Genomic DNA, 13,016 nt, shown 5'->3' on the forward strand with positions numbered 1-13,016 from the left:
CGACCGTCGATCCGCGGCGCCATGGGAAGGGAATCCATGACCGGAAGAACTCAGATCTCCGCTGAGTTGGCGACGCAGATTACGGTCGCCCTGGTCCAGAGGCATAACAGCGTGCTCGGCCAAGGCCCGAGCGCGGAACAGGCGGCCAAGCAAGTGACCCTCGCGTTCGACATCATCCACGCGGCGGTGCAGGCCAAGCACGAGCGCTGAGGCCGGCGGATGACTCGGACATCAGCCCCGGCCCATGCCGGGGTTTCTTGTTCCAGCGCGTCCTCGGCTCATCTCCGGCCGTCTCCGGCCGTCTCCGGCCGTCGGCGAAGGATCGCCGATCGCGCCCATGTCGCGTCGGTGCAGCGTTTGCGATCGATTCGGTCGGGTCTTCGTTCGCCGCGCCCGCAGTGATCGACCGACGCTCGGCGCGCGCATCGAGCGGGACGGTGCGCACCGACGTTCCGGCTGTCTTGTTCGCGGCCATCAATGGACATCGATGCACATTCGTTGATTGCCAGCCGGCCAAAAAGCGTCTCTCATGGTGAGGCGCGGATGTTCCTACACTTCCGCCCCACGTCGCAGGCCTGCGCCTGCGCTGCAGTGCCAACCACAAGGAACGGTTTCATGAGACTTTCGATAAACGGACTTATCGGGCGCGGCATGCCGTTGCGCCTATCGGCGGTCTTGCTGTTGGCGCTGATGCCCTGGGCCGCGCAGGCCTGCGTCGAGAGTCTCGAACACGCCGGCAGTCCGGACCAGTTGATCCTGCGGTCCGACTGCAAGACCCTGCCCGAGGCCGCCAATGCCTGCAAGCTCTTCGCCGAGTCGCTGGGGCACACGGCCAACTCCTGCAACGGCATCAGCGATGGGTACCAGGCCGGCAACTTCTTCGTCGATGCGCGCACCACGGTGATCGGGACCTTCAAGGCCGATCCGACGCGCGCCAAGGCCGAACAGAACATGGGCGCGCCCAAGTGCCCGGGCCAGTGCTATGGCGATCCGATCAACGCCGGCAACGGCAACAAGTACGAATCCAAGCTCGAGTACCGCGGCGAAGGCCCGTTCCCGCTCGAGTTCTCGTGGACCTACAACTACCTGCTGCTGCCGGCCGCCCGGTTGCCCGCGCATACCTTCGCCCTGGGCGGCAACCGCAGCTTCAACTACGGCAGCCGGGTCGGCAGCTGGAGCCTGTGGGGCCTGGGCGAGCGCACCGTCGTATCCCGGCCGGACGGCAATTACGCCTGGTTCAAGCAGCCCGAATCCGGCGAGTACTGGACGCCCCGCCCCGGCGAGTACCACCGCCTGCGCAAGCTGGCCGACGGCTGGGAGTACCAGGACGACGACGGCCATTACGAGTTGTTCGACGCCGCCGGCCTGTTGACCGAACTGCGCGACCGCAACGGCTATCGCCAGACCCTGGAGTACGACGCGTCCGGCCGGTTGAAGGCGGTCACCGACATGCTCGGCCGCAAGCTCGATTTCGAGTTCAACGCCTCCAATCTGATCTCGCAGGTCAACCTTCCGGACGGCCGAGCGATCAAGTTCGCCTACACCCCGCAAGACCGGTTGGGCGTGGTCGAGTACCAGGACGGCTCGATGGTCAAATACCTTTACGACGAGGCCGGCTATGTCGGCTCGCGCAACTACCTGGCGGGCGCGCTGACCGGCGTGGAAGACGAGACCGGCTCGCGCTATTCCTCGACCCATTACGACCGCGATGCCGCGCTCGGCACCGAACTGGCCGGTTCCCTGGGCCGCTACAGCGCCAATTACGAGCTCGCGGGCAACCAGACCTACATGACCTATTCCGCCATCGGGCTTCCATCCGGCGCGGTCAGAAAGCTCAGGCTCACCAGCGTCAACGGACGCACGGTGCCGCGAGAAGTGCTTACCGAATGCAGCGGCTGCGCGCCGCGCAAGGTCCAGTACACCTACGACGCCAACGCCTATTACGACACCGTCGACAACAACGGCGTGGTTACCGACTACGACTACGACGGTCGCGGCCAGTTGACCCGGGCCGTCGAAGCGGCCAACGACGCCACCGGCCATAAGCGCACCACCGAGACCGATTGGCACGCCGGTTTCCGCGTGCCGGTCGAGCGCCGCCTGCTCGACGCGAACGGCCAACTCGCCGCCAAGAGCGCCTGGACCTACAACGACCGCGGCCAGATCCTCACCGCCAGCCAGGTCGATCCCAGCGGCCAACTGGCGACCCGTACGACCACCTACCGCTACTGCGAGCAGGCCGACGTCGCCGCCGGCGCCTGCCCGCGCGAAGGCCTGCCGCTGTCCGTGGACGGCCCGCGCAGCGACGTGGCCGATGTCGTGCGCTACTTCTACTACGCCAACGACGAAGCCGCCTGCGCGGCGGCGCCGGCGACCTGCGCCTACCGCAAGGGCGACCTGTGGAAGGTCGAGAACGCCCTCGGCCAGATCGTGGTGGAAGTGCTGCGCTACGACGGCGCCGGCCGCGCGCTTTCGGCCCGCGACGGCAACGGCGTGCGCACCGACTACGAGTTCAACGCCCGCGGCTGGCTGGCCGCGGCCAAGACCCGCGGCGGCGACGACGCCAGCGAAGCCGACGACCGGATCGTGCGCGTCGATTACTGGCCGACCGGTCTGGTCAAGCGCGTCACCCTGCCCGACGGCGCCTATGCGGCCTACACCTACGATGCCGCCCGGCGCCTGACCGACGTCGCCGACGAGGCCGGCAACTCGATCCACTACACCCTCGACAGCCGCGGCAACCGCACCCAGGAGGACACCCGCAGCGCCAACGGCACGCTGACGCGCTCGTTCTCGCGCGTGTTCAACCTGCTCGACGAAGTCCAGGCAGTGAAGGACGCCGCCCAGAACGCCACCTCCTTCACCTACGACAGCCGCGGCAACCCGAACCTGACCACCGACGCGCTCGGCCGGGTGACCGACCAGGACCACGACCCGCTCGATCGCCTGGTCCGCACCCTGCAGGACGTCAATGGCCTCGCCGTCGAAACCCGGCTGCAGTACGACGCCAACGACCGCCTGACCCAGGTCGTCGACCCCAAGGGCCTGAGCACCAGCTACGGCTACAACGGCCTGGGCGATCAAATCCGGCTGACCAGCCCGGACACCGGCGTCACGACCTACGGCTACGACGCCGCCGGCCAGCTGACCAGCAAGCAGGACGCCAACGACGCCGTCGCTCACAGCTACCGCTACGACGCGCTGGGCCGGCCGAAGACGATCTCCTACGGTAGCGGCGTCAACGACGTCGAGTACGACTACGACAGCGTCAACGCCGAGTGCGCGGCCGGGGAAACCTTCGCCGTCGGCCAGGTCGCCGCGATGCGCACCGAAGGCACCGCGCTCAAGTACTGCTACGACCGCTTCGGCCGGGTGACGCGCAAGCTGCAGACCGTCGACGGCCGCAGCTTCGCCCTGCGCTACGCCTACGACAAGGCCGGCCGGCTGCAGGCGTTGACTTATCCCGATGGCGCCGTCGCCGACTACACCCGCGATGCGGGCGGCCGGGTGACCCAGGTCCACGTCACCCCCGCGGGCGGCGTCCGCACCGCGCTGCTGACCGGCGCGAGCTACCGGCCGTTCGGCCCGGTAAGCGGTTGGACCTACGGCAACGGCCGCAGCCTGAGCCGCAGCTACGATCTCGACTACCGCGCCAAGACCGTCTTCGATGCCGCCAGCGGCGGCCTGTCGCTGGGCTACGGCTACAACGAAACCGGCGAGCTGACCGAACTCAAGGACGGCCTGCACAGCGCCTTGCTGGCCAAGTACGACTACGACGCCCTCGGCCGCCTCAAGACCACCCGCGACGGCCCCACCGGCACGCCGCTGGAAACCTATGGTTACGACGCTACCGGCAACCGCACCAGCCTGCAGCGCGCCGGCACGACGACCACGTACGGCTACCCGGCCGACAGCCACCGCCTGAGCGACGTCGGCGGCGTGGTCCGCGACTACGACGCGGTCGGCAACACCACCCGCATCGGCGGCATCGCGAAAGAGTTCGTCTACAACGCCAACGACCGCATGAGCCAGGTCAAGTCGGGCGGCGTGGTGAACCGCAGCTACCGCTACAACGCCAGGGGCGAGCGGGTCGCTGCGACCGATGGCGCCAGCGGCCCGGTGGCGGTTTACACCCTGTACGACGAAGCCGGCCATTGGATCGGCGACTACGACGCCAACGGCGCGGCCCGGCAGCAGGCCGTGTGGCTAGGCGACGCGCCGGTCGGTCTGCTGGCCGGTGCCGGCAGCGCGCAGAAGCTGCACTACGTCCAACCCGATCACCTGGGCACCCCGCGCGCGGTGATCGATGCGGACCGGAACGTCGCGATCTGGTCCTGGAACGCCAAGGGCGAGGCCTTCGGCAACGACGCGCCGAATCAGGACCCGGATCAGGATGGAACCGCGTTCGTGTTCGATCTGCGGTTTCCGGGGCAGCGGTTCGATGTGGCTACGGGGCTGAATTACAACTATTTTCGGGATTACGATGCGGATAGTGGGCGGTATGTGCAGAGCGATCCGATCGGTCTAGGAGGCGGGTTCAGTACTTTTGGTTACGTGGGTGGAAGGCCGCTTCTTGCAGTTGATCCAGCTGGATTGGCAGACCAGTCGTCGCCTTGGTCCGTTGGTTGGGAATGGTTGACGGGTACTGGGCCGAGGCATCGAAACTTCACTGACGGTGATCCGTTTGCTGAGAAGCTTCGTCAACATTCGAATCTGCAGCGACTTCTCAAGCGTGCGTGTGAGGGGACGCTCCCGGTGGAGCGAGGTAAATGGGATTACTCCGTAGGTGGATGGGAGGGGGTCTTCCTTTATCTCCATGACTACTCCAACGTCCTAACAGGTGGGAGAACTGGGAACATTGCGGTGACTTACCTTGGGAGCTACAACACTTCATTCGCCATTGAGGGCGACATCATGCGAGTCGTCGTAACAAATCAGTCAAACATCAAGTCCGCCACTCATCCACCAGTACTCGGTTACACAGAGTGGTGGGGGAAGAACGTTGGTGATCCCCTTAATAAAGTTTTTTCGACTGGTCCGATGTCGGAGGTTACTCAGCGCTTCGACCTGACCTTTGAGCTTTCGAAGTGTGGTTGCAAATGAAAATGCGTGATTTGTTTGTTCTTGGACTCATGATTTTTACTGCTAGTTGCGGTAGGGGTGATGTTGGAAGTTTGGCTGGGAGGTGGGTGTCACAAGGACCGCATTTAGGCGGAAGGCTTTTAATGCAGTCTGATGGGCGCTTCACTATGGAACGCGCCCCTTTGTCTCATGTTTGCGACGGTGTCAACTCCAGTTCGCCGGTGCAAGCAGAGGGGCGTTGGGAAGTAGAAGGCGACGAAAGCCGTGTTCTATTTGTCTTCAATAGCTATTCTGATGCGCGATGTGAAGCGCCGTACGCGATCGTCGCTTTTCGGAGAGGGGGTGAGGGGATCTCATTCTTCCTGGATGTAGATTCGCCTGAAACAGCGCTCGTGTTCTTTCGCGAGCGTTAGCTCGCTGACCGGCCGAGCGGATCAGCAAGTGTTATCAGCGAGGCAGCGGTTGGGTGAGTGCTCCGTCTTTCGTGAACGAGTAATCAGGATGCTAGTACTGACCGTAGATGATTCCGCTTCGCATGGCTGGAGGTAGGTTGTACGCCAATCACAGTCAAAAGCACGTCGTCAGCCCGCAGTTCTCCCTTTGCATCGCGACCCCGAGCCGGTCGCCGTTTCCTTGCACGATGGCATCGATGCGACCCAGGGCGAGATCCGGGTGGGCGCGAGCAGGGCCAGCCTCACGGTCGATCCGCACCCTTACTACCCAGGCTTTCGCAAGATCGCGAAGCCCGAGCGCCTAGGGGCCGATTTGATATCCATCGATTCCGGCGTGCATGAGACGAGGGCAGGGAAGGCGGGCCATGACGCTGTCCGCTTACGAGCTTGCGGACCGCGGGGTTGTGTATGTCGTGCTTGCCGGTGCGCCGGGAGAGGGGCCGATGCTGGAGCGGATTCGGGATCGGTTTTGCGCATGCGGCCGTTGTTGATGGCCGCTGGTTGCGCGGAATGACGGTGCGGTTCCCGTAGGAGCGGTGTCCCGCGGGATTTTTCTCGGTCATGAGCCGTGGCCGGTGGGGCGACGGGAATGGCGGGGCTGCGTCGGGCCGCGGTGCGGGGTCGCATCGCCTTTGCTGCGCGACATGGCTTCGGATGGGGGCGTGGTATTGCGGCGCTTCGGTGGTCGCGGCTCATGACCGGAGGGAATCCCGCGGGACGCCGCTCCTACAGGAGCAGTAGGGCTGCGCGGCGAGATTGAGGTATGGCGGTCGCGGCTCGCGCCGCTCCTACCCCCGGTGGTGCGCAGGGCCCACGGCCGGTGCCACCCGCGTCGACGCCATGTGAAACAAAACCCCGGATCCGGCAAGCCGGAAAGGCGCTTTGCCGGGTTGACCGCGCGCGCCCAAAAAAAGAGAATGATCGTTCATTCTATGATGTGCCCGCGGTCCGTCCTGGCCGCACCAACGACCTGAGGCTCCCCCATGCCGTCGCGCAAGTCCATGTCCTATAAGACAATTTTTACCGTTTCCGTGCTCTGCTTGGCGCTCGCCGCCTGCGGGGGGGGCGGCGACCAGCAGGGCGGTCCCGGCGGCCCGGGCGGCCAGAAGGGCCAGGTCACCGTGGTGACCCTGAAGCCGGAAACCATCACCCTGACCCGCGAGCTGCCCGGGCGCACCAGCGCTTCGCTGATCGCCGAGGTGCGGCCGCAGGTCAACGGCATCGTCGAGAAGCGCCTGTTCACCGAGGGCGGCCTGGTCAAGGCCGGCCAGCCGCTGTACCAGCTCGACGACAAGACCTACGCCGCCGATGCCGAGAGCGCCAAGGCGACGCTGGCGCGCGCCGAGGCGGCGCTGAATTCGGCTCAGCTCAATGCCCGCCGCTCGACCGAACTGGTCAAGATCGACGCGGTCAGCAAGCAGGACGACGAGAACGCCACCGCCACGCTCAAGCAGGCCCGCGCCGACGTCGCCGCCGGCCGCGCCCAGGTGCAGAGCACCAGCGTGGTGCTCGGCCGCGCCCGCATCACCGCGCCGATCAGCGGCCGGATCGGCAAGTCGGCGGTCACCGCCGGCGCGCTGGTCACCGCCAACCAAGCCGAGCCGCTGGCGGTGGTGCAGCAGCTCGATCCGGTCCACGTCGACATCAGTCAGTCCAGCGCCGAACTGCTGGCGCTGCGCAAGCAGATCGCCGCCGGCACCCTGACCGAGGCCAGCACGCCGGTGACCATCCTGCTCGAGGACGGCACCCGCTACGAGCACGCCGGCAAGCTGGCGTTCTCCGAGGTCACCGTCGACGAGGGCACCGGCAGCTTCCTGCTGCGGGTGGTGGTGCCCAACCCCGACAACCTCCTGATGCCGGGCATGTACGTGCGCGCCCAGCTCGGCACCGGCGTGCGCCAGAACGCTTTGCTGGTGCCGCAGCAGGGCGTCTCGCGCGATCCCAAGGGCGCCGCCACCGCGATGGTGGTCAACGCCAAGGGCCAGGTCGAGCCGCGCGAAGTGCAGGTCAGCCAGGCCATCGGCGACAAGTGGCTGGTCGAGGGCGGGCTGAAGGCCGGCGACAAGGTCATCGTCGAAGGCCTGCAGAAGATCGGTCCCGGCATGCCGGTCGATGCGGTCGAGAAGGGCGCGCAACCGGCCAAGCCGGCCGCCGCGCCCGCCGCCGCGCCGAAGCAGTAATCGGAGAATTTCATGGCACGGTTCTTTATCGATCGCCCGATCTTTGCCTGGGTCTTGGCGATCATCATCATGATCGGCGGCGCGATTGCGATCACGCAGTTGCCGATCTCGCAGTACCCGACCATCGCGCCGCCGACCGTATCGGTGAACGCGTCCTATCCCGGCGCCTCGGCCAAGGCGGTGGAAAACTCGGTGACCCAGATCATCGAGCAGAACATGAAGGGCATCGACGGGCTGATGTACATGTCGGCGACCAGCTCGTCCGACGGCCAGTCCGGCGTCACCCTGACCTTCGAGAGCGGCACCGATCCCGACATCGCCCAGGTCCAGGTGCAGAACAAGCTGCAGCTGGCCACGCCGTTGCTGCCGCAGATCGTGCAGCAGCAGGGCGTCAGCGTGTCCAAGGCCAACTCGGCGTTCCTGCTGGTGATCGGCTTCGTGTCCGAGGACGGCAGCATGAACGGCGCCGACATCGCCGACTACGTCGCCGCCAACCTGGTCGATCCGCTGGCCCGCGTCGACGGCGTCGGCAGCACCCAGCTGTTCGGCACCAAGTACGCGATGCGGATCTGGCTGGATCCGGACAAGCTCAACACCTATAAGCTGACCCCGAACGACATCATCAGCGCCCTGCGCGCGCAGAACGCCCAGGTCGCGGTCGGCCAGCTCGGCGGCACCCCGTCGGTGAAGGGCCAGCAGCTCAACGCCACCATCACCGCGCAGGACCGCCTGCAGACCGCCGAGCAGTTCCAGAACATCGTCGTGCGCGCCAACAGCAGCGGCGCGGTGCTGAAGCTGTCCGACGTGGCCCGGGTCGAACTCGGCCAGGAGGACTACAGCACCATCGCCCGCTTCAACGGCAAGCCGGCCACCGGCATCGCGATCTCGCTGGCCACCGGCGCCAACGCCCTGGCCACCGCGCAGGCGATCCAGGCCGAGCTGGAACAGCTCAAGCCCTCGTTCCCGAAGGGCCTGAAGGCGGTCACCCCGTTCGACACCACCCCGTTCGTGCGGGTGGCGATCGAGGAAGTGGTCAAGACCCTGCTCGAAGCGATCGTGCTGGTGTTCCTGGTCATGTACCTGTTCCTGCAGAACTTCCGCGCCACCCTGATCCCGACGATCGCGGTGCCGGTGGTGTTGCTGGGCACCTTCGGCCTGCTCGCCCTGTTCGGCTACTCGGTCAACATGCTGACCATGTTCGCGGTGGTGCTGGCGATCGGCCTGCTGGTCGACGACGCCATCGTCGTGGTCGAGAACGTCGAACGGGTGATGAGCGAGGAGGGGCTGACCCCGCTGGAGGCGACCCGCAAGTCGATGGACCAGATCACCGGCGCCCTGGTCGGCATCGGCCTGGTGCTGTCGGCGGTGTTCGTGCCGATGGCCTTCCTCGGCGGCGCCACCGGCGTGATCTACCGCCAGTTCTCGGTCACCATCGTCTCGGCGATGGCGCTGTCGGTACTGGTCGCGATCGTGCTGACGCCGGCGCTGTGCGCGACCATGCTCAAGCAGATCGAGAAGGGCCATCACGCCTCCGACAAGGGCTTCTTCGGCTGGTTCAACGACAAGTTCGACCGCGGCAACAAGAAGTACCAGGGCGCGGTGCACGGCATCGTCACCCGCGCCGGCCGCTTCATGATCGTGTTCGCGGCGATGGCGGCGCTGATGGGCGTGATGTTCTTCCGCCTGCCGTCCTCGTTCCTGCCGCAGGAAGACCAGGGCTTCCTGTTCACCATCGTCCAGGCGCCGGTCGGCGCCACCCAGGAACGCACCGGCGAGGTGCTGAAGAAGGTCGAGGAGCAGTTCCTCAGCGACCCGGCGGTGGATTCGCTGTTCACCGTGCAGGGTTTCAGTTTCGCCGGCAACGGCCAGAACGCCGGCATGGCGTTCTCGCAGCTCAAGCCGTGGGAAGAGCGCGAAGCCACCTGGGGCGACCGCTGGCGTTGGCTGACCAGCTTCGGCAAGACGCCGATGCCGGACAACAGCGTCAACGGCGTGGTCGGCCGCGCCATGGGCAGCTTCATGCAGATCAAGGACGCGTTCGTGTTCGCGCTGGCGCCGCCGGCGGTGTTCGAGCTGGGCAACTCCAACGGCTTCGTGTTCTACCTGAAGGACAACGGCGCGCTCGGCCACGATGCGCTGGTCGCCGCGCGCAACCAGTTCCTCGGCATGGCCGCGCAGAGCCCGTTGCTGCAGAACGTGCGCCCCAACGGCATGGAAGACACGCCGCAGTTCCGGGTCGACGTCGACAACCAGAAGGCCTCGGCCCTGGGCCTGAACATCGCCGACATCAACTCGACCCTGCAGGCGGCCTGGGGCGGCCAGTACATCGACGACTTCGTCGATCGCGGCCGGGTCAAGCGCGTCTACATCCAGGCCGATGCGCCGTTCCGCATGGCGCCCAGCGACTTCAACCGCTGGTACGTGCGCAACGACAAGGGCGAGATGGTGCCGTTCTCGGCCTTCGCCAGCACCCGCTGGGAGTACGGCTCGCCGCGCCTGGAGCGCTACAACGGCGTCTCGGCGCTGGAAATCAACGGCGAGGCCAAGCCGGGCGTAAGTTCGGGCGAGGCCATGGCCGAAGTCGAGAAGCTGGTCGCGCAGTTGCCGGCGGGCATCGGCCTGGAATGGACCGGTCTGTCGTTCCAGGAGCGCCAGGCCGGCGCGCAGACCCCGCTGCTGTACACCTTGTCGCTGCTGATCGTGTTCCTGTGCCTGGCGGCGATGTACGAAAGCTGGGCGATCCCGACCTCGGTGCTGCTGATCGCGCCGATGGGCATCCTCGGCACCGTGCTGGCGACCTGGATGCGCGGCATGGAGCGCGACGTGTACTTCCAGGTGGCGATGCTCACCACGGTCGGCCTGTCGAGCAAGAACGCGATCCTGATCGTCGAGTTCGCCAAGGAGAACCTGGAGAAGGGCATGGACCTGATCTCGGCCACCCTGGCCGCGGTCGGCGACCGACTGCGACCGATCATCATGACCTCGCTGGCGTTCGGCCTGGGCGTGCTGCCCCTGGCCCTGGCCAGCGGCGCGGGTTCCGGCGCGCAGCGCGCGATCGGCACCGGCGTGCTCGGCGGCATGGTGGTGGGCACCTTCCTCGGCATCTTCTTCGTGCCGCTGTTCTTCGTGGTGGTGGAAAAAGTGTTCGTCAGAAAGAAGAAGCACGCGCCCTCGCCGCAGGCCGCAGAAGGAGCGCACAGCCATGAGTAAGTTCTCCCTCCACGCCCTGGCGATCGCGATCGCCCTGGCCGCCAGCGGCTGCGTCAGCCTGGCGCCGAAGCTGCCCGAGCAGCAGTCCGGCATCGCCGGCGAGTGGCCGCTGCCGCCGACCACCCAGTCCTTCGTAGGCGCGCAGCCGGTCAGCTCCGACCCGGCGGCCTCGCAGGAGGCCGTCGCCGGCGGCGGCGCGGCGGTGGCCGACATCGGCTGGCGCGATTTCTTCGTCGACCAGAACCTGGAAGAGCTGATCGCCCGCGCCCTGGTCAACAACCGCGACCTGCGCGTGGCCGTGCTCAACGTCGACAAGGCGCGCGCGCAGTACCGCATCCAGCGCGCCGACCGGGTGCCGGCGCTCAACGCGGTCGCCCAGCTCGAGCGTCGCGGCGGCGACAACCAGGACGTCACCGACCTCTATACCGCCGGCGCCTCGATCGCCAACTTCGAGCTCGACCTGTTCGGCCGCGTGCGCAGCCTCAGCCAGTCGGCATTGCAGCGTTACTTCGCCCAGGAGGAAGCGCGCCGCGCCGCCCAGCTCAGCCTGATCGCCGAAGTCGCCAACGCCTACCTGACCCTGGCCGCCGACCGCGAGCTGCTGTCGGTGTCGGAAGCCACGCTGAAGAACCAGCAGGCGGCCTACGAGCTGACCCAGAAGCGGCGCGAACTCGGCGCGGTGTCCGGTCTGGAACTGAGCCAGGCCCGCACCCAGGTCGAACAGGCGCGCGCCGACGCGGCGCGTTACGCCGGCCAGGTCGCGCAGGACACCAACGCGCTCAACCTGCTGGTCGGCGAACAGGTCGACCCGGCGCTGCTGCCGCAGAAGCTGACCGACGGCGTGACCGGGCTGGCCGCGCTGCCGGCGGGGCTGCCCTCGGAGGTGCTGCTGCGCCGCCCCGACGTGCTCCAGGCCGAGCACGTGCTGCGCGCGCAGAACGCCAACATCGGCGCCGCGCGCGCGGCGTTCTTCCCGTCGATCAGCCTGACCGGCTTCCTCGGCAGCGGCAGCAACGAACTGTCGGGCCTGTTCGAAGGCAATACCCGGGTGTGGTCGGTGACGCCGGTGGTCAATATCCCGATCTTCCAGGGCGGCAAGCTGCGCGCCGGCCTGGCCTCGGCCAAGGCCGACCAGAAGATCGCCCTGGCCGAATACGAGAAGGCGATCCAGGCCGGTTTCCGCGACGTGTCCGACGCGCTGGCGCTGACCAAGACCCTGGCCGAGCAGCGCCAAGCCCAGGAAGCGCTGGTCGAGGCCGCTGGTCGCGCCGACCAGTTGTCGACCGCGCGCTACAAGGCCGGCCGCGACAGCTACCTCAATCAGCTCGATGCGCAGCGCACGCTCTACGCCGCGCAACAGGGCCTGGTGTCGACCCGGCTGGCCGAGCAGGCCAACCGGGTGACCCTGTACAAAGTGCTCGGAGGTGGCTGGAACGAGCGCAGCCAATGAGCACTCCGGGCAAGCCCACCGCGAAGGCAGAAGCGCGCGCGCAAGCCCAGCGCGAGCGCATCCTGGTCGCTGCGCAGCAGTGTTTCGTCGTGCACGGCTTCCACGCCGCCAGCATGGCCAACATCGCCGATACGGCCGGCATGAGCGCCGGCCTGATCTACCGCTACTTCAAGGGCAAGAACGACATCATCCTGGCGATCATCGAGCGCCAGCTGGAGGAAGCGCGTTCGGACATCGCCAAGCTGCACGCGACCAGCGACTTGGTCGCGGGCATCGCCGAGGTGTTTCAGCAGTGGCAGGCCAACGACCCGAACATCACCAGCGCGGCGCTGTTCCTGGAACTCACCGCCGAAGCCACCCGCGACGCCGAGATCGCCGCGGCGACCCATGCCTCGGACCGGGTGTTCCGCGCCGATCTGGCGGCCTGGTTCGCGCGCAGCCATGAGGACGGCGGCCTGGGCGTGCCGCAGGATCAGGTCGCGACCCGGGTGCTAATCCTGCAAAGCCTGATCGAGGGCCTGGCGATGCGCGCGATCTCGCAGCCGGACCTGACCGTGGACCAGGTCAAGGCGGCGCTGGAGCAGTTCCTGCCTAGCCTGCTGTCGGCCTAGCCGCGGCGCGCATGCGGGACAGGACGGGCCG

Annotated in this window: 6 protein-coding genes; all 6 read left to right on the forward strand. The window is 66.9% G+C overall.

The window, feature by feature from the left end:
- The first annotated feature begins 36 nt into the window (after positions 1-36).
- The 6 genes from AC3A57_RS13640 (at position 37) to AC3A57_RS13665 (ending at position 12,985) form a co-directional block, all read left to right on the forward strand.
- On the forward strand, positions 37-210 hold the full coding sequence (locus tag AC3A57_RS13640; protein ID WP_487579401.1) for a hypothetical protein: 174 nt from the start codon (positions 37-39) through the stop codon (positions 208-210).
- A 405-nt stretch (positions 211-615) separates the two neighbouring features.
- Positions 616-5,103: an RHS repeat-associated core domain-containing protein gene (locus AC3A57_RS13645; RefSeq protein ID WP_487579402.1), complete on the forward strand. Its 4,488-nt coding sequence runs from the start codon at positions 616-618 to the stop codon at positions 5,101-5,103.
- A 1,432-nt stretch (positions 5,104-6,535) separates the two neighbouring features.
- Positions 6,536-7,714 (forward strand): efflux RND transporter periplasmic adaptor subunit, encoded by a 1,179-nt coding sequence (locus tag AC3A57_RS13650; RefSeq protein WP_487579403.1) that lies wholly within the window; start codon positions 6,536-6,538, stop codon positions 7,712-7,714.
- Positions 7,715-7,726: 12 nt separating this feature from the next.
- On the forward strand, positions 7,727-10,924 hold the full coding sequence (locus AC3A57_RS13655; protein ID WP_487579404.1) for an efflux RND transporter permease subunit: 3,198 nt from the start codon (positions 7,727-7,729) through the stop codon (positions 10,922-10,924).
- Complete coding sequence (locus AC3A57_RS13660) at positions 10,917-12,374, forward strand: efflux transporter outer membrane subunit (protein ID WP_487579405.1); 1,458 nt, start codon at positions 10,917-10,919, stop codon at positions 12,372-12,374. Before AC3A57_RS13655 ends, AC3A57_RS13660 begins: the two co-directional genes overlap by 8 nt.
- Positions 12,371-12,985 carry a TetR/AcrR family transcriptional regulator gene (locus AC3A57_RS13665; protein WP_487579406.1) on the forward strand — a complete coding sequence of 205 codons (615 nt, stop codon included), beginning with the start codon at positions 12,371-12,373 and terminating at the stop codon, positions 12,983-12,985. The genes AC3A57_RS13660 and AC3A57_RS13665 overlap by 4 nt, the downstream gene beginning before the upstream one ends.
- Positions 12,986-13,016 lie beyond the last annotated feature (31 nt).

Source organism: Lysobacter sp. Soil_C_15 (assembly GCF_057657315.1).